The sequence below is a fragment of the Nostoc sp. 'Peltigera membranacea cyanobiont' 210A genome (assembly GCF_002246015.1).
Taxonomy (GTDB): Bacteria; Cyanobacteriota; Cyanobacteriia; order Cyanobacteriales; family Nostocaceae; genus Nostoc.
The window spans coordinates 418,334-436,589 of sequence record NZ_NOLJ01000002.1 but is presented as its reverse complement, the minus strand read 5'-3'; the positions used below and the strand labels follow the sequence as shown (position 1 = coordinate 436,589).

The window sequence follows — 18,256 nt, the reverse complement described above, 5'->3', positions numbered from 1 at the left end:
TTGGGCATTGGTTATTAATTCTTCTCCCCCTGCCTCCCCTGCCTCCCCTGCTCCCTAATCCTCTTCACCTCCTATTTGATCCCCGCGTTCCAATTCCCAAAGAATTTGATTTCCTTCACGGCGTACCCGTGACACTATCCAGTTTCGCCAGCGCCATTGATCTCCACGACTGGTGACAGCGCTGGCGTGGACATCCATCAAGTCTGCTAACTCAGAACTGGTGATTAAGTAGCCTTTTTCGGAAATTTCGTCAGCTATACGCAGAGTTTCGACCAAGCTGCGGAGTTGCGAAACCCTCATTTCTGATGGTTTTTCATCGGTTGCGGCCGCAGTTGGCCCGGTTGATGGTTCCATAACGGTTATTTCTGGTGCAGAAGTACTGATTTCTTGCGGACTTTGGTTAGTTATTCTAGAGTTTTTTTCATAATCAGCTACTTTTGCTACATTTAGTTCATTTTTGGAAGGTAAAGATTTATAAAAATCTGTGGAAGATAATTGTTGTAGGGAAGGGGTTTTGCCACTAGCATAAGTGCGAGCGATCGCATCACAGCGTTCGTTACCTATGTTACCAGAATGTCCCCGGACGTGTTGCCATTTTACTTGTTGGGTATTGAGTTCATCTAGGATTTCTAAAAGGTCTTGGTTTTGGACGGGTTTACCATCTGACTTTTTCCAGCCTTTATTTTTCCAACCTTTCACCCATTTGGTAACGCAGTTAATCAGGTATTCACTATCGGTATGAAGGGTGATGGGTTGGGCTTGTTGAGATGTTTGCAGAAATTGCAGGGCGGCGATCGCAGCTTGCATCTCCATTTTATTATTAGTGGTATGAGGAGATGCATCGCCCATTTCGTGGATTGAGCCGTCACTGAAGTAGACGACAACACCCCAACCGCCAGGGCCAGGATTACCAGTGCAAGCACCATCGGTGTATATGCTTTGAATTGTGGGTTGGGTGGACATGCTTAGAGTATCGAACCGCGAAGGCAAGAGTTATTAGCGGCAAATTTTTTAACAATATCCAGGTTATTATACTGATAAATTTTTATTTTAGTTCTGAAATCGCTTTGATGCTGCCTCTTACTCACTCTTACTGATTACTCCGAACGATAAGCAACGCGGAGACTTTGGATTAAAATCACCAGAGATGCGATCGCCATTAACCCACCCCAAAACCAGTAAGGTAAAAGCAAATATCGCTGCATTTGCGCTGTATCAGATGCACCAAGGGGGCCAGCAGAACTACTAAATAGATAATCAAGTTGATGGTACGTACTTACACAAGCTTGTACACCCAAAAATTGAATGACAAACCCTTGCGCCCAGCGAGGTGCTTTCAGGGAAATACCTAAGATTATTAAACCCAGTAAGGGAATTGCCACCAATCCAAACCAGGAACGCACCCAAATTAATGTGGACAACAGCAAAAAACCTCCTAAAATTTTCAAACAGAGGGTTGCTGCTGTAAAACTGCGGGAAGCCAGAATTAAAGCTGCACCGGCAAGAGGTGGCCCCATTGGCCCAGCTGCGGCGATTATTGCCGGGCCAATTGGCCCCAATGACGACCGGATGCCATAAGTTGCGACACCGGAACCATTGCTAAAAATCTGCAACTTCTGAAACTGTCCCCCTAATACCAGTGCCATTAAGCCATGACCCATTTCATGAAACCAAGTTGCCAGAATTGTAAATGGGTATAAGATATAATCCCCTCCTGGTACTTGCCACAATAAAGCAGTTGCGATCGCTGCTGCAACTAGCCAGGTAAGCCCCATACGTTCAACAACTGGCGGGGCTTCTTTGGTGAGCAAGGTTTCAAAATTTTTACTTGATTCCCTCATAGGTCACTCAATTTTGGATTTTGGATTTTAGATTTTAGATTTTAGATTTTCTGAAAAATTCAAAATCTAAAATTGGCAGTGTATTTCCATCCATCCTAGTGTAATTATTCAGGTAATGGAGTTGCTAGACAATGCAACAATTCGCACATCAAAGCGACGGATAACTATGGCGCTATCAAGAACGACATAGTTATCCGTCGCTTGTCTGATGCAGTTCATTTGTTTCTCCTCCAAAATGGATGCCGGAGGATGGGCAGAAAAAACTTAGACTGATGTCACAATTTAGCAAGAATCAGTTAAGCAAGTTGAAAGAGGAATGTCATCAAGTCTCCTTTACCCAAGCTAATGCGATCGCCTGGTCGCAAGCGATGACGGTTCCCTGGTAAAAGTGGCAAATTATTAACGTAAGTGCCATTAGAACTTCCCACATCCTCTACATAATGGGCATCTCCCTCGACGCGAATATCTGCATGAATCCGCGAGACAATTTCGGAATTGGGAAATCCTGAAACATCTATATCAGGAGGAATCCGGTCATTGGGCTTGCCGATATGAATCACAGAGAAATTTTGCGGCAATTCAATTAAGCGATCGCTTTGAATGTGGAGTAACCGGGCTGTAACCTGCTGCAATTGCGTTCTGGCAACAGTTGCAGTTGGTGCTGGTGCTGGCTCTTCTACTTCGGCTTCAGAGGCTGGTGCTGGTTCCACAGGAGGTGGAGTCGGAATACTACTTTGTCCAGACACTACGGGTTGAGCTACAACGGTTGACACAGATTCTGGAGGGCTGCTTTCTGCAACAGGCATCTGTGGCGTAGGTTCTGGGGGAACTGCCATCTCTGTTGGTGGTAAAGATGATTCGGGAGGATGGGAGTTAGTAGAACCGCTCATTCCCAAAGCATCTGGTTGTAAAAGTTCTAACAATGGATCGGGTGGAACTAACGCTGGCACTTCCACGGGAATATCGGGAGTGACTGTTGTAGCTACTGCGGGATGAACGTGTGGAACTCCTGCGGAGTGAAGGTTGTAGCCACACTGACCGCAGAATGCAGCATCTGCCTGCACAGTTGCCCCACAACTGGGACAATTAGTAGTCGCAGGTAATGGTGTATAGCAAGCTTCACACTGGACAGCGCCATCAGGATTGGGATGATTGCAATTAGGGCAGACGATCATCGATATTTAGCCTTTGTTCAAGATCATCATAAATATAGTTAGGACTGGCAAGCAGAGGGCGGCCCTAGCTTTAGATTCTAGCAATTACTGCTAATGGAACAATGAAGACACTCTTATGCGGGGAAAAGGATGAGGGAGCAGGGGAGGCAGGGGGAGCAGGGGAAGCAGGGGAAGCAGGGGAAGCAGGGGAAGAAAAACTATTGATTATTGCTCACTCCCCAATCCCCAATTCCCCATTATTTAATGTTGAAGTTCCAAACCTGCTGCCGCATCCAGCAGCCACCAAAGTTCTCCTTGGGGCTGAATTAAGCGGGATGGGTAAGTAAAGTCATCGGCTACAGGTGCAAAGACTTGCGCTAAAGCTGGTCGTTTATTCGCACCAGCAACCAGAAAAATCACGCTACGAGCAGAGTTGATGAAGGGGTATGTGAAACTTATCCTGGGGTTTCCGTCTTTATTACCCACAGTTACAAGGCGATCGCGTACTTTAAGAGCCTCTGTGTGGGGAAACAAAGATGCAGTATGTGCATCATCACCCATTCCTAGTAATACTACATCCAAGGGGGGAAACTCGACCCCAGAAGAATTGAAAAATTCTTTGAGATGTTGTTCATACTTGGCAGCAGCCAGTTCTGGATTGGCTTCTAAAGTTGGTACGGGGTGAATGTTAGTCGCTGGAATATCAACGCGATCTAGCCACGCACGACGCGTCATCAGTTCATTGCTATCGGGGTGATCTGGTGGTACGTAACGCTCATCTCCCCAGAATATATGAATTTTATCCCAAGGCAGTTTTTGAGTAGCGATCGCTTCGTATAACGGTTTAGGTGTACTGCCGCCAGATAAAGCGATAGTAAACTGCCCCCGCTGCTCAATGGCAGTTTCTAACTTAGACAAAATTAATTCTAGCGCTCGTGCAACCAGCGCCGGCTGATCCGGTAGAACTTCAACGGTTTTGTTCATGGTTTCATCATCATATTGCTGGCTTCCAGCAATACAATACCGAACTTATTACAATCTCCCTTTTTAACTTTTGAAACATTTAACATCGTGGATTAAGTAAGCTGGAAAAACTTAGACCTCCTTATCACCTTCAACAGTAAGTTTTCAGTAGTCAGTCGTACTAACTACTGTCATGATTATTTTTATTTACATCCAGTTACTTGATACTTGGTTGATTAACGCCATAAAGGATACATTTATTAATTCTTATTAAAAATTAATAAAACTAATTAATTACAAACAACGCTTCCCAGTTAGGGATCGCTTCACGTTGGGCAATTAACAATTCCTGAATTCCTTTTTGGGCAACATCTAACAGTTGATCTAACTGAGTGCGGCTAAAGCTGCCTTCTTCGGCTGTTCCTTGGACTTCAATGATTCCCAGATGTTGATTCATCACTACATTAAAATCTACTGTTGCAGCCACATCTTCGATATAATTTAGATCCAAAAATGGCTCTCCCTCCAGTAATCCTACGGAAACTGCTGCTACCTGTCCACACAAAGGCGATCGCTCCAACACGCCCTCTTGCAATAATTTAGAAACCGCATGAGCCAACGCCACAAAGGAGCCTGTAATGGCTGTCGTCCGAGTTCCGGCATCTGCTTGCAACACATCAGCATCCACAGTCAGCGTGCGTTCTCCCAGTGCCTCAAAATCCACTGCTGCGCGTAAGCTACGTCCGATTAGACGTTGAATTTCTTGCGTCCGTCCAGATAATTTCAATAATTCCCTTTCTTGGCGTTTTTGGGTAGCAGATGGTAACATTCGGTACTCAGCAGTTAGCCAGCCTTTACCAGTTCCTTCGAGAAACTTCGGAACTCCCTTATTAACGCTAACGGTACAAAGTACTTGCGTATCACCGCATCTTGCAAGAACAGAACCGGGGGCAAAGCGGGTGAAACTGGGGTGAAAGCTAATCGGACGTAGTTCGTAGGGAATCCGACCATCAGGACGCTGCCAAGCCATTGGAATTGCCTCAAGTTTTACAATACTGCCTTAAGATTACCTTAGTGTTGTAAATCATCTTTTTGGGCATTGGGCATTGGGCGTTGGCAATAATTTTTCCTAACTCCTAACTCTCCCACTCAGCACGGGCTAAACCTTAGCTATCCGCTAACAGCACTCAGCACTCTTCAAGGAACTGAAAGCAGAGTCAAAATATTTTGCTGCACCATCTCTGGTGATTGGTCGCCGTTGATGGTCAACAAGCAGCGACGACGGTCGTAATATTCTAGGATGGGAATGGTGCGATCGTAGAATAATTCTACACGGCGCTGCACGATTTCCGGTTGGTCATCTGGTAGCGATCGCCCTAAGGAGCGGTTAACCATGACAGCTTCCGGGACTTGGAGATAAATTGCCCAATCTAGCTTTTGCCCTAAATCATCCAATAAAAAATCTAATTCTTCAGCTTGGAAAGCAGTACGGGGATAGCCTTCTAACACCCAATCGGAGTTAATATCTGGTTGTCTGAGCCGTATTCGGATCAATTCAACGATCATTTCGTCTGGAACTAACTCCCCTTTTTGGATGTAGGGTTGTGCGTGGTAGCCTAGTTCACTCAAGCTAGCGTAAACCGAAAGAGAAGTCCGAGGATCGGCTTCCAACCATCGGAATTCCGGCAGGGGCTGATTGCCAGATATTGCTGACCGTAAAATGTCACCTGTGGAAATCAGAGGAATATCAAGGTATCTGCAAAGCCTTTGTGCTTGAGTGCTTTTCCCCGATCCTGAACCTCCCAGAATCACCAATCTCACAACGATTTACTCCTCATCCTGTCAAATTCACTACTAGCTAAGTCTGTTTTGCCCAAACAACCGACAAATCTAACATTTAGCGATTTTCAGATGTTCTGCCTAGCTTTTTTGAATAATTGGGACTGTAACTCTTATGTTTTCATTTTTACAACTCATTTCCGATAAAAGACGAAAAAAATTTAAATCAAAATAACCCTTGACTTCAATACAAACGTAGTGTTTGACTAAGAATGCAATTTGCCAAATCCACCACACCTGTGAAAACCAGATTGATTATACAGGCAAATTTATCAGAATTACCGCCAGCAATAACCCTTAACTTGTTGTATTTTTTTAACTTAACCTTATGGTTGCCCAGCTAGAAAGTCAAAGTATCAATTCAACCCTAACCCTACCATATCCAGTTGAAGGACTAGTGCAAGTTTTCACTAGCTCTCATCGCAACTTTTTTACGAGCGTGATGGCTCAATCACTGAGAATAGCTGGACAAGGAACGGCTGTATTAATAGTACAGTTCCTCAAAGGAGGTATTCGCCAAGGACAGGATCGACCCATCCAATTAGGACAAAATTTAGATTGGATTCGCTGTGATTTGCCTCGTTGTATCGATACACCGCATTTAGACGATACGGAAAACCAAGCTTTACAAAAGCTGTGGCAGTATACACAACAAGTAGTGTGTGCGAGTAAGTATTCTCTCGTAGTCTTAGATGAGTTAAGTTTAGCGATTAACTTTGGTTTAATTCCTGAAACGGAAGTTTTAGCGTTTTTGGCAAAACGCCCTCCCCACGTCGATATCATTCTCACAGGGCCAGAGATGCCAAAATCTCTTCTTGATGTGGCAGATCAAATTACAGAAATCCGCCGGAGTTATCGACCTTAAACAATCCATCTCCAATTGATAAGTTGCTGCAAAAGGTGAGTTGCCACTGGTAGTATTTAAGTGGAGGAGAATGGCGCTGATAAGGATTTTTATTTGTGCTGTTGTCTCCACTGTTTCAAAACACTTTCAAGTTGAGTCAAAGCATCTTTATAGTCTTTGAACTCGATTTCAGAAAATACAGTAGGTATACCACGAGGGAATCTCGATATTACTTTACCTCTTTCGTAGAGTAAAATAATTGGAATAGCATTCGTATCTGCATATGCTAGTTCCATCCCTACACCTAGCGAGGCATAACCAATGTAGGCAATAACTAGGTTAGATTTGCTAACTTGCTGCTTGTCAGTATCAAAAACTTGACGAGGGCTGATATTAGGATGACCTATGGGGTCAGTGTTTAGATGGGGAACATAACTCTGAAATCCTATTTCGTCGCAAAGTGAGCCGATCGCTGTATAAAAAGCCTTGATTTTATCTAAGTTATCAATACCTGTCAACGCACCAGAAATATATATACGTGTTTTTGTGGTATTCATTTTCTACTATTCAATTAGCTATATTCTCCAAATTTTAGTTTTATTTTAGATTAAATACTTAAGAGGTTGTTTGAAAAGTGTCAGCTTGAGCCTTAAATTCAACTCAGAGAAGCGATCGCAAGTCCCATAACCCTCATTATCTCGTTCAACTTCTTGATAGCCAGAGTAGTCAAACATACGTTGGATGACTTTTCAAACATCCTCTAAGCTCGACTTTATCCAAAATTAAGAACTCGCTTTCTTTATCCGGCAAAAACCCTAGCTTTTTGGCAAATACTTTTTCCACGTCACAGATTATAGATGAAGTTAAAAAAGTAAAACTACTGCCCTACAAAGGTTTCAGCTTAAGCGATCGCGTTACGACAAAAATGGATAAAGTCGAGCTAAGTTTTAATAGTTAATCAAAAATTTATTTTGATTTGAGTCTATCGTACACAACAGGGCTTATCAAAGCTATAAAAGCTGCTAGTGCAGATCCCAAATCGGGATTTTTTAAGGATACGAAAGCTCCACAAAAGAAGACAATCATAATAAGAGAAATTATTAATATATTGCGGCGAACATTTTCTTTTTCTTTCTTTTTCTTCTCTTGCCTAGATATCTCTAGTAGGCTTCCCCATATATCATCCCTATCAGCAGGTCTTCCAAGAGGTACTTTTGATTCAGATTCCATTTTGTGAAAGCAAACTGTACAGAAAGAATCTCTAAAACGAAGTACTACAGAGCTATCTCGGTAGTTACTTACTGAAATTAACAGTTTGCCTGTCCATCCTGGATCTATTGTGGTAGAAATATGAGACAAACCATAAAGAACAGCTTTTGAAACCATTGCATGTATGGTAGCGCCGACTTCTTTAGACAAACTGACTGATTCTAGGGTTTCAATAACTACCGTATCGTTGGGTTCAATCTCAATCTCTTTATCTTTCTCTATATCAATTTCACGCTTATTTTTCCAAGAGAATCCTTTTAGCCCTACTCTAAAATCATAACCAACAGGGGTTAAGTACTTTTCTTCAAAGGGATCTATATATATTCCCTCTGTTGGATTATTTTTTCTGTCTTCTATTTGTTGTTTAATATCTGTATCACTCAACATACTTAATAATTATGTTTTGATATGAGTTTATGGATTTTATACAATGTCAAAATTGACAACAGATGTAGAAGATAGCAGGAACGAGGCTGCTCTTTTTGCTGTAGCTTCAGAAAGCTTAACTTGTTTGAGGGTAACTAGACCTTCATTCACAAAGGAATCTCTCACCAAAACTTTATCGCCGCTATTGAAAGAAGTTTCATAAAACACTTCCTTAATACCTGCGGAGATAATTAACTTTAAACAAGACAGACAAGGTTCTAGGGTGACGTAAATACTTGCACTATATGTAGAAGTACCATGCTTTGCAGCTTGCGCGATCGCATTTGCTTCCGCATGTACAGCCCTTGATGGTAAAGTTTTACTAGCATCACAGCTACTCAATCCTGGATAACAGTAGCCCTGAGCCGTACAATGTGCCGAACCCGATGGTGAGCCATTGTAACCTGTTGCTACGACCTGCTTGTTTTTCACAATCACAGCACCCACGGGAAAAGCTAAACACGTTGAGCGAGTTGCTGCAAGTTTAGCCAACATCAAAAAGTATTCATCCCATGTTGGTCTTTGCTCATCGTAAATCATTATTTACTATCCTGAATGTATTTAGCCCCTGTTTTCAAACACTCAGATGCTCTCTGTAATTCCATTCCCAAATATCCAGCATGATCTCCACGTATTGAAGGCGAAGCAGTGCAAATTTCTCTAATTAATTTCAAAGCATCTTTACCAGAATAACAACCTACAACCTCACCACTACCGGGAGTTGTTTGTGTGACAACTATCTCGTTTTCTGCAATCTCGACTAAAAAATTTCCCGCAGGATCATGGTAATCTATTTTTCTACAAATAGTTGCGTATTGTTGTTTGATCAGTTGTTCTGCATTGCTCCAAGTATCATCATAAATATGAGCAGACTGACTGATAGTAATCAGTGGACCCATTTTCAAATTATACTCAGAACTCTTAGAAATTTTATCCCTAATATATCGTTGTAAAGCTCTCAATCCCATAGCATTTGCAGGCCATGCAGCAAACATATCATTACTTCTAAGAGTTGCAGTTAGTGATAATTCATTATCAACCACTCTCAGCCAAATATGATTTAGGCAAGGGCTACCGCCTTTTTCATGGTCTTTTACATCCCATAAGTTCATCACTGCACTAGCAGCATCAATTTCTCCAATTAACTTCTGAATCACCTGGTCAATTTGATCGCGTCCAAACCAGGAACGTAAACGTTGACCATATGTATATTTCAACCCTTCCCTAGAAGGTGCATCATCTAAAATCTGCGAAATATATTCTTCAAGAAAAGGACGGTCAATTGGTAAATAATTCGGCTCAGGAAAATAAAATTCAGTAGGTTCTTCAGTAACAATTGCCATTAAATCAATTAATTCTTGCCATTGCCCATCATAGCCAGTTGGTCTAATTGTTCCTGTTGTCTTAATCCGATGAATGATTTTTACCCAAGTTTCAGCTATAGTTTTACCCTCAATTCTGTGACCGTATCTCGGCCCAGGTAAGATAGTTGGTTCAACAGTAGGCATGGGAAAATTTAAGGGCAAACCCCATGCAGCAAGAGCTTTCTGTTGGACATATGACTTAACTAGACTAACGGTTTCCGAGATGGATTTGGTTTCCTGATACTTGATTGACTCCCGCAGGTGTTCTAAAGCGCTAGCTTTCACCTCAAGATCAATATATCCAGGGATAGGGGAGCGAATTACCCAGCAACGCAATCCAGTATCACAAACACCTTCTTCAAAGCCATTACGGAAAAAGTCCAGCAAGCACTGACACGCACCTGCGTTATTATCTTCCCTTGTGGCATTGAGAACAACCAAAAAGCGGACGTGGGGATTAAACAGCAAATTGCGAATCAGTAAGTTTATCCCCCTTGTGGGCGAGTATAGTTGCCCAATTACAGCATACTCTGGCGGTTGCAAGTGTTTAGCGATCGCCTGCTTTACTGTCCATCCTGTAATCACTGCCGTCTGACCTAGACCATAAATAAGCTGGTTGGGCTTGTACAGTGCTTTGTACTCGAATTGGGTTGCCTTACCCGTTGCTGTCATGATTGGCTAAAATTAAAAAATTAACGATCTTCTATCGTATCACTAAATCTAAATCGCTCTGAATCCAGTTCCATAAATCAGATTGCGATCGCTTGCTTTATCCCACTGCAAATTCTGTCAGCTTTCGCATATAAGGAGGCTGATAAGCCAGTACTATATCTTGCTTAGGAATACCATATTCTATTAATTCATTAGCCACGCCAATCTCAGTCCCATCATACTGAATCCAAATCTTACAATCTCGAATATCTAGATGAATTAAACAGCCATAAACCCGACGACGATTTTCCCAACCCGTATTCACAACTTGATAATGATCTTGTTGTACATCAAAAATAGTTTGCCGTTCGATTTCACCATAGGCAGGTTTAACCTGAGCATGATTTTCCAAAACTTGCTGGATGATTTCTCTATACTCCGCTAGTTTATCCATTGTACAATTACCTCATTTTCCGGGTCAAATACTAGCAGTTTCAATTGATATTCATGAATACTCAGTTGTGGCAATTGCCGTGAGAAAAAATCTTCATAACTTGCTAGCGGAACAGCTAAATAGAGAACTCGCTCTGGTTCTTTTAGTTTTAGTGCTACTCGATAATTTAAACATTGTCCTAAAGCTGTATGAAACTCGGAAATCGCAGAAGGAGCAACAAAACTCTTGATTTCTACAGCAATTCTTTCATCTTGCTTTTGAGCAGCAATTAACCGTTCTGCACCCAGATCAATTTGCAATTGTCCATCTGCTAAATCAATAGACAGTGGATCGTGTGTAATTGTCCAGCCATCTTTTTGCAAAGCCAATCTAACTAAATTATGGAAAATATCTCTTGCAGACATTCATTAAAATTTTAAGTGTAATAACTCGAAAATTTTATAGTCTAAACTTTCATCATAATTCTAGCTCTCAGGCAGGAGTTGGAGCGATCGCTTTATCCTACAAAACATTCTGTAACTCTTGAATTGTATTTGCTACAACAATCCTGCGTAAAATCTCTTTCAATTGCTCTAAGTCAGAAATTTGTGAAATTTGCGACATCAACTCCAAACCATCGCTGCCAAATTTAGCCTCTAAACTTGTTTCGATGCTAGAGATTATTCCACGTACTTCTCCTCGTGCTTCTCCTCGTGCTTCTCCTCGTGCTTCTCCTCGTGCTTCTCCTTCTGCTTGTCCCTCACGTAAAATTTCTTGATACCAAGGTGACTCTCTTAAGACTGTCATATCCCACCTCATGATTTCCTGAACTAAAGTACTTTCTAATACAAAGGTTGCAAAAAATGCCAGAACTGTCTCAAGTTGATTTAATTGCTCGTCAGCACGCAGCATTCGCAATGCTTCCCTAATTGTAGACTCGTTTTCTCCGCCTTTGAGAATTGGTACAAAGGGAAGCAGCGACGGTAACGGCGTCTCAAAAGCAATATTTACGTCAACTTCCCAAAGGTTGATTACGCGGTAATCTTGAATTGCCCTTAACCCGATAAAATTTGATGCAAAGCTTGTAGGTATTTCGCTGTTACTGATTTTGAGAATGTTAATCAGTACAGGGTAAGTTTGTAGTTTATATTTCTCTTCCGCAAGAGCAGCATAAGCACGCATCCGACGCGGCATTTCTGATGTGTGGCGTAATTGTAACTCATTGAGGATGAGAAACTTACCGTATTGGGGACTTTCAGCCTGAATTACAACATCGCTTTGTCGGCTAATCCATTGGAATTCTGTATTTAAGATTTCGCCTGTAACAATGTCAGGAATTCCTGTCACCCATTTTGCCCAATTATTTGGTGCAAGGCTGATTAATTTTTTAGTGCTAATATCGGCAGCTTTGTTCATCAAAAAAAATAGATGCGATCGCCCTAAATCAAACCCAATAAATCCGAGGATAATCGCTTCGCCTTATCCTACCGCAAATTCTGTCAACTTTCAGCCATTATCTAAGGTGCTAACCTTGCTTTACCAAGACGCTGCTTTTCATACCATTGTGCGATCGCAGGTGCCCAATCTTCAAAATGAGGCCACATCATTTCACATAACTTTTGAATTTCCAGTTGAGCATCTTTCTTATTTCTCAGGTCACAAAAATGCAAGAAAGACCTTAAATTAAAACTAACTACAAAATGCTGGCGATAATCAAAAGGGACTTTGCCTCTAGCGTGTTCTTCAGACATTCCACTCTCAAAATCAGCTTTATATCATCGTTTAGCTGCTTCTAAACACCACTCCAAATCTGCTGTTCGTTGCTCTGGTGAATAGTGATACTTTTTGCCTTGTCTATCAGTGTAATAACCAACGGGACGTAGGTAAAAAATATCTTCTATGTCTTTCTTGCCTTCTACTACATCAATAAATTGGTTGCCTGTGTACCTAAAAGATTGCACATCAAATGATACAGAAACGCGATGAGTCCGCGCCTGCTGCATCACACTGTGGGGAAAGTAGCCACAGTTGAAAACAATCTGGGGATGCTCTAAAGGCCCATAGTGTCCCCTCTCACCCGCTAAAAGCCGCTTAACAATAACTTCGCCGCTTTGTGACTCCGAGGGCCAGGAGTCGCGCTCATCAAACACAAACCCATCAGTATAGTCCTGGTGCATAGCGGCATAAATCACCTGCTGCGGGTTTGGTGTTTTGGCAATAACCTCTACTCGAAATCGATGCATTAGCTGTTGGGGAATGGATTTGTGAGGTAGTTCGGTCTTCTCCCAAAGGGAGAGGCTCACACCTTCGCGGAGCGTCTCGTAGAGAAGGGGGTTTCCCCCATGAGAAACTACCGTGATTGAAAGTGCTTACGCACAAAGAGGGGAGCCTGTTGCTTAGACATGGCTTTGAACTCGATTCATCATCATATCTTTTCTCTGGCTTGCTTGGACTACTACTTGATTAGATTAAGATACTTTACAAATATTAATAACTTTGTTACAGTTATTTACATAAAGAGAAGACAGGGGAAAATCCATGCGTACAAGTACTGCTATCATTGATGACCAAGGCAAACTGAACAACTTTGCGATCGAGCCAAAAGTTTATATAGATGAGCAAGGCGATCGCACTGGTTTCACTCCCTATGCAGAAATGCTCAACGGTCGGTTAGCAATGATTGGTTTTGTCTCTCTCATAGCATTAGAAGTATTCACAGGACACGGTATTGTTGGTGTTTTGGCAAGTCTGTAAAAACTAATTTATTTAAAATAAATCTCAAAAAATGTCAGAGACGGTAAATTTACCGTCTCTTATTTTATGGAAAACTTAGTGCTAGAGTGAAAATATACTGATAACAAAAGCCGTTAGTTATCAGCGTAAAAATATTGGGTGAACTATGGCTTTAGCTACTTCAACTATGTTGCCACTAGGCACTAAAGCGCCAGATTTTAATCTACCGGAAGTAGTATCTGGAAAGGCAACTTCACTTTCCACATTTGCAGATAAAAAAGCACTATTGGTAATGTTTATTTGTCGGCATTGCCCGTTTGTAAAACACGTCCAAAACGAATTAGTGCAGTTAGGAAGAGATTATTTTACAGGTGATTTAGCGATCGTTGCTATTAGTGCTAACGATGCAAAAAATTACCCAGATGATGCGCCAGAGTCGTTACAAGCCTTTTCCACAGAACAAGGGTTAAATTTTACCTTATGTTATGACGAGAGCCAGGAAACGGCGAAGGCTTACACAGCAGCTTGCACACCAGATTTTTTTGTATTTGACGATCAACGCCAACTTGTTTATCGGGGACAATTAGATGATAGCCGCCCCAGTAACGGTAAACCTGTAACAGGTGCAGATTTACGCGCAGCCATTGAAGCAGTGCTAGCGGGTAAACCTGTTACAAGTGAGCAAAAGCCGAGTGTTGGTTGCAATATTAAATGGAAACCAGGAAACCAACCCAGTTATTTTGGTTAAGAGGGATTGGGAATTGAGATTAGGGGAGAGGTGACAGGTGACAGGTGACAGGAAATAATCTATACCCTGTACCCTGTTATCTTCTTCACTCTCCACACCTATCAATGTTTAATTTCCAAATTCAGTATGTAGCATCCTAATTGGACTTTTTCTGCCCACAATTCATATTCCAGCCGCAAATTCTCTGGCAAAGGATGTCCGTTGAGAGTTAGGCTACGAGTAAAATTTCGTAAACGAATCGGATCGTTAGGTTGCAATGACTCAGTTGGCAACCAATAGCGACTAATGCCATAAACACCCTGTTCCCAAAAGTGACGGTAACTCACTTGAGCGTTACCTTGCATAGTCATGATGACTCGGTAAGGTGAAATCTCCAGCCACAATATTCTGGGACTGTTAGGGGCGTAAGCTTTGCTCTTGCTTTGAGGAAGTGTGTCTTCTGGACTTATGACACTCTCTACTTCGCAGCTAATTAAAGGCGGTGCAGTCATCAGTAAATGAAATCGATCGGTATCTTTTTGATACAATGTCGCGGCAGTTTCGACAACAGACCAGATCGGTAGGTCTGTGGAAATAAGTGATAAGCACACGGGCTTGCGGTGATGGGTCAGCATGGGAGCGATAAGGGCTAAAAGCTATTGAACAAAGTGAAATGAAGACTCTAGCTGTCTAATAGGTCGGGCTAAGAAACTAAATAGTAAAGCAGGCTTAATATTAATGAATCCGTTGATTTGTTAATAAGCTACACAAATCTGGATGAAACAGGTAGAATGTCAGCTTACACAGCAAAAACGGTACTTTTATCTAGAGAGTGCTAATTCGTAAGTAAAGCTTGTAAATATTCTAAGGCTATAGCCTCAAAACAGTGGCAGTCGTTTTAGATGCTAAAAACCTTCTTCAGGGAGACTTACCGTAGATTGGTGTAAGTTTCATACAGCCAAAAGCAATAGGATACTAGGAAGGAAGTCACCAGAAGCGACAAACTAAGTCGCTGATGAACTTCCGGTGTATTCAAATGCCAGTGTATCCTAATGTCGGCTTCTGTTATATCCGTAGAAACTCACGAAAACCTTTCTCACCAAAATATTGCTGAGTAAAAAGTAAAATTCATTCACTCAGCAATATTTTGGTCTGCCCATTGCGCGTCTCGCAGAAAAGAAAGAGCAAAGATTTCCATTTCAAAGCAGCAACGGCAAGTTAGCTTGTATTAAAAAGCCCACGGATGAATTCGTGGGCTTTATAGCTTGAGCATTTTTTTGAGAATCGCTATAGGCTGAAGCTTAATAAAAAATCATTCTGATTTATTTTTATTCATTACCGATGCCATTGCACCTGTGAACAAATTATGAGTGTTACAGGCTGGTACTTATTTGGGAATACTTTTATAGGAGTGATAAAAAAGGCGATCGCACTAACACTTTCAATTCAAATCTACTACGTCACCTTACAATCACTCCTATTTTACAAAAAAGACCTATCAATACTCACTAATCTACCAGGAGCAATCAAGATGGCATTCACTGAAGATATTACCAAGCTATCTGAACAAGTGCGTAAGCGGGCTGACCAAGTTGTTGGTGAAGAATCTACTAAGATGGCACTGATTGTTCCTTTTTTGAGTGTTCTTGGCTACGATGTCTACGAGCCTAGTGAAGTAATACCGGAATACGTAGCAGATTTTGCTATCAAAAAAGCAGGGCAGTTTGAAAAGGTAGATTACGCCTTAGCTATTAACGGTACTAAAATTATGCTCGTAGAAGCAAAAGCCCGTGGTCAAAAAGCTGAGGCACATGATGGACAATTGAGCAGATATTTTAATGCACTTTCGACAACAAAAGTAGCTATCGTCACTAACGGTATTGAATACCGTTTTTTTACAGACTTGCGTGAAACAAATGTCATGGACAAGGAGCCATTTTTTACTTTTAACATCCTGGAATATGATACCAAAGATATTGATAACCTCAAATTCTTTCACCGTGATAATTTTGAGGTTACAGCTATTACTAACCATGCTGAGGAAATGGTTTATGTAAAAGGCATGACTCAACTTCTAGGAAATCTTTTACGTTCTCCTTCTGAAGAATTTGTTCGCTTTTTAGTGACTGAACTTGGTACAGTTGCTCCTAGTTATGAAATTAAAGGTCGAATTACTGGTAAAATTATTGATAAATTCAAACCAATTGTTAAAAAGTCGATTCAGGGAAGTTTAGTAGAGTTAATGACTCGCTCACTTACTCCAGTAATAGATCAGCCTGTTGAACCTCCAATAGACATAGATATTGAAGCAGGGGATATACAACCAGATCCTCAAGAATCAAAAGTAGTAACAACTGCTGAAGAAATCGAAGCTTTTGAAAAAATTAAAACAATTACGCAAACCTCAACGAGTTACAATTATCAACTCCAATACAAAGATACTGTTTCATACTTTGGTATCAATCTTGTTGGCAAAAGTACTTGGTGGTTTCTGCGGCTGTATCTATCTTCGCAGAAAAAAAGTTTTGTTACTCGACTAAGTGTAGATGAAGTAAAGTCGCTAGCTTCAAACTTTGAAGTGCAGGAAGTAACAGCTTCTCTGGGGGATGCCGCATCAAAAGTAATTATTTCTTCTGTCAGTGATTTAGATAAGCTGACATCACTGATTCTCAGATGTTACGAGGCAGAAGCAGCCAAGCATCAAATATTGACTCCAGATGTAATCAGAATGGAAAAATCAGCTTAACTCAAGGGATTTACTACAAAACTACACCTAAGCAACTATCTCCGATTTTTGCCTGCTAACAAATTAGCGATCGCACTACTAATTGTTTGACATATCAGTAATCATTGGCTTGGAAAAAGGACAAAAAAAGCGGCTCTGCAACCAGCAGAACCACCAAAGCTTTCGCAAACAAACTTGTTATCTAATTAACGAACTGCCCCTTGAGCAGAAACAGTATCAATCGGTTTCATCAGGTACAGCCGCAATAACTGCCAGCCATTGGAGATGTAAAGCGGCAGTTTTTGGAAGATTTGCAGGAATTTGGGAGTGTTGGAGTTAGCGATCGCACCCAACTTCTCGTTATTGCTTATACAAACATCCAACCGCTGATAAAACTCTGGATTTTCTACATCCAGCATCAGTGGGAATACCCGACCTGCGTTTTCGTTGGTCTTCTGAATTACATGGATATCGTATTCTCGCGCATCCAATCCAAGGGTGGCATAAAAGTCCTTGCGTTGGATGTCATTGAGATACATGGTCGCAAACACTGATAATAAAAAGAACCGACTCCATAGCCGTGCTTTCCAATCATTCAACATTTGCGGCTGAGATTTCATGATCGCATCAAAGAAATCGCCGTGACGGTTTTCATCCTGACACCAGTTCTCAAAGAACCGGAAGATTGGATAAACCCGATCTTCGGGATGTGCTTCTAAATGGCGATAAATGGTGATGTAGCGCCAATAACCGATCTTCTCAGAAAGATAAGTAGCGTAGAAGATGAATTTCGGTTTAAAGAAGGTATAACTGCGACTCTTAGTCAAAAACCCTAAATCTAGGGACATATTAAAGTCCGACAAAGCTTTGTTCAAAAAGCCAGCGTGACGCGCTTCATCACGTGACATCAGGTTAAAACACTCTGCCAAAACAGGGCTTTTTCCTTTCAAGCGACGGCCAAGTTCTTTATACAGCAAAAAGCCGGAAAACTCTGCTGTACAGGAACGTTCTAGAAATTCAACGAACAACTTGCGAGTTTCCCCGTCAATATGATCCCAGGATTGTTCAAACTCGGCATCCCGAACAAAGTGGTGGCGGTTGTAGTCAGTGCGGAACTCTTCGAGAATGGCTTGTAACTCGTCTTCGTTGACGGAGATATCCATCCGTGCCATTTCATCAAAATCGGTAGTATAAAACCGAGGTGTTAACAGGGTTTCTTTTGCCGGGACTTTAATCCCTGGCCGGATTTCTTCAAAGCCTGGTTTTTTGAGGGAATCTACCATGTCT

Annotated in this window: 20 protein-coding genes and 1 pseudogene; 4 read left to right on the top strand and 17 right to left on the bottom strand. The window is 41.6% G+C overall.

Annotated elements, in window-relative coordinates; genetic code table 11:
• Positions 1-54 precede the first annotated feature (54 nt).
• The 6 genes from rnhA to CDG76_RS06745 form a co-directional block, all read right to left on the bottom strand.
• A complete protein-coding gene (rnhA, locus tag CDG76_RS06775) occupies positions 55-963 on the bottom strand; it encodes a ribonuclease HI (protein ID WP_094348288.1) in 909 nt (302 codons plus the stop codon).
• Between the two features lie 134 nt (positions 964-1,097).
• Entirely contained in the window at positions 1,098-1,841 is a 744-nt protein-coding gene (locus tag CDG76_RS06770) for a M50 family metallopeptidase (RefSeq protein ID WP_094348287.1), read from the bottom strand.
• A gap of 296 nt (positions 1,842-2,137) precedes the next feature.
• The gene (locus CDG76_RS06765; RefSeq protein WP_094348286.1) at positions 2,138-3,016 is read right to left on the bottom strand and encodes an FHA domain-containing protein; all 879 of its coding nucleotides are present in this window, start codon (positions 3,014-3,016) and stop codon (positions 2,138-2,140) included.
• Positions 3,017-3,256: 240 nt separating this feature from the next.
• On the bottom strand, positions 3,257-3,979 hold the full coding sequence (gene pgl, locus CDG76_RS06760) for a 6-phosphogluconolactonase (RefSeq protein WP_094348285.1): 723 nt from the start codon (positions 3,977-3,979) through the stop codon (positions 3,257-3,259).
• Positions 3,980-4,244: 265 nt separating this feature from the next.
• Positions 4,245-4,988, bottom strand: a complete 744-nt coding sequence (gene rph / locus CDG76_RS06750; RefSeq protein WP_094348283.1) for a ribonuclease PH — start codon at positions 4,986-4,988, stop codon at positions 4,245-4,247.
• A 167-nt stretch (positions 4,989-5,155) separates the two neighbouring features.
• On the bottom strand, positions 5,156-5,779 hold the full coding sequence (locus CDG76_RS06745; RefSeq protein ID WP_094348282.1) for an adenylate kinase family protein: 624 nt from the start codon (positions 5,777-5,779) through the stop codon (positions 5,156-5,158).
• A 346-nt stretch (positions 5,780-6,125) separates the two neighbouring features.
• Between CDG76_RS06745 and CDG76_RS06740 the strand changes: the two genes are divergently transcribed.
• A complete protein-coding gene (locus CDG76_RS06740) occupies positions 6,126-6,662 on the top strand; it encodes a P-loop NTPase family protein (protein WP_094348281.1) in 537 nt (178 codons plus the stop codon).
• An 89-nt stretch (positions 6,663-6,751) separates the two neighbouring features.
• Here the strand turns inward: CDG76_RS06740 and CDG76_RS06735 are convergent, their stop codons facing one another.
• The 9 genes and pseudogenes from CDG76_RS06735 to thyX form a co-directional block, all read right to left on the bottom strand.
• Positions 6,752-7,198 (bottom strand): XRE family transcriptional regulator, encoded by a 447-nt coding sequence (locus CDG76_RS06735; protein WP_094348280.1) that lies wholly within the window; start codon positions 7,196-7,198, stop codon positions 6,752-6,754.
• A 45-nt stretch (positions 7,199-7,243) separates the two neighbouring features.
• The gene (locus CDG76_RS38995; RefSeq protein ID WP_262984310.1) at positions 7,244-7,375 is read right to left on the bottom strand and encodes a hypothetical protein; all 132 of its coding nucleotides are present in this window, start codon (positions 7,373-7,375) and stop codon (positions 7,244-7,246) included.
• Between the two features lie 232 nt (positions 7,376-7,607).
• Positions 7,608-8,297, bottom strand: a complete 690-nt coding sequence (locus CDG76_RS06730; RefSeq protein ID WP_094348279.1) for a dCTP deaminase — start codon at positions 8,295-8,297, stop codon at positions 7,608-7,610.
• Between the two features lie 36 nt (positions 8,298-8,333).
• The gene (locus CDG76_RS06725; RefSeq protein WP_094348278.1) at positions 8,334-8,876 is read right to left on the bottom strand and encodes a deoxycytidylate deaminase; all 543 of its coding nucleotides are present in this window, start codon (positions 8,874-8,876) and stop codon (positions 8,334-8,336) included.
• Positions 8,876-10,372: a thymidylate synthase gene (locus tag CDG76_RS06720; RefSeq protein WP_094348277.1), complete on the bottom strand. Its 1,497-nt coding sequence runs from the start codon at positions 10,370-10,372 to the stop codon at positions 8,876-8,878. Before CDG76_RS06720 ends, CDG76_RS06725 begins: the two co-directional genes overlap by 1 nt.
• A gap of 97 nt (positions 10,373-10,469) precedes the next feature.
• Positions 10,470-10,805: a XisI protein gene (locus CDG76_RS06715; RefSeq protein ID WP_094348276.1), complete on the bottom strand. Its 336-nt coding sequence runs from the start codon at positions 10,803-10,805 to the stop codon at positions 10,470-10,472.
• Positions 10,793-11,209, bottom strand: coding sequence for a XisH family protein (locus tag CDG76_RS06710; RefSeq protein WP_094348275.1), 417 nt, complete (start codon positions 11,207-11,209; stop codon positions 10,793-10,795). The genes CDG76_RS06715 and CDG76_RS06710 overlap by 13 nt, the downstream gene beginning before the upstream one ends.
• Positions 11,210-11,306: 97 nt before the next feature.
• Positions 11,307-12,200, bottom strand: coding sequence for a transposase (locus tag CDG76_RS06705; RefSeq protein WP_094348274.1), 894 nt, complete (start codon positions 12,198-12,200; stop codon positions 11,307-11,309).
• Between the two features lie 101 nt (positions 12,201-12,301).
• Positions 12,302-13,027 (bottom strand): annotated as a pseudogene (gene thyX, locus CDG76_RS06700) (FAD-dependent thymidylate synthase).
• 295 nt (positions 13,028-13,322) lie between these two features.
• On the opposite strand from thyX, the gene CDG76_RS06695 reads away from it, so the two are divergent.
• Together CDG76_RS06695 and CDG76_RS06690 are read left to right on the top strand one after the other, a co-directional pair.
• Entirely contained in the window at positions 13,323-13,538 is a 216-nt protein-coding gene (locus CDG76_RS06695) for a chlorophyll a/b-binding protein (RefSeq protein ID WP_094348273.1), read from the top strand.
• A gap of 145 nt (positions 13,539-13,683) precedes the next feature.
• A complete protein-coding gene (locus CDG76_RS06690) occupies positions 13,684-14,265 on the top strand; it encodes a thioredoxin family protein (RefSeq protein WP_094348272.1) in 582 nt (193 codons plus the stop codon).
• A 101-nt stretch (positions 14,266-14,366) separates the two neighbouring features.
• On the opposite strand, the gene CDG76_RS06685 is transcribed toward CDG76_RS06690, so the two are convergent.
• Complete coding sequence (locus tag CDG76_RS06685) at positions 14,367-14,879, bottom strand: hypothetical protein (protein ID WP_094348271.1); 513 nt, start codon at positions 14,877-14,879, stop codon at positions 14,367-14,369.
• Positions 14,880-15,775: 896 nt separating this feature from the next.
• Here CDG76_RS06685 and CDG76_RS06680 point away from each other — a divergent pair.
• Positions 15,776-16,990, top strand: a complete 1,215-nt coding sequence (locus CDG76_RS06680; RefSeq protein ID WP_094348750.1) for a type I restriction endonuclease — start codon at positions 15,776-15,778, stop codon at positions 16,988-16,990.
• Between the two features lie 185 nt (positions 16,991-17,175).
• Here the strand turns inward: CDG76_RS06680 and acsF are convergent, their stop codons facing one another.
• Positions 17,176-18,252 carry a magnesium-protoporphyrin IX monomethyl ester (oxidative) cyclase gene (acsF, locus tag CDG76_RS06675; RefSeq protein ID WP_094348270.1) on the bottom strand — a complete coding sequence of 359 codons (1,077 nt, stop codon included), beginning with the start codon at positions 18,250-18,252 and terminating at the stop codon, positions 17,176-17,178.
• Between the last annotated feature and the right edge of the window lie 4 nt (positions 18,253-18,256).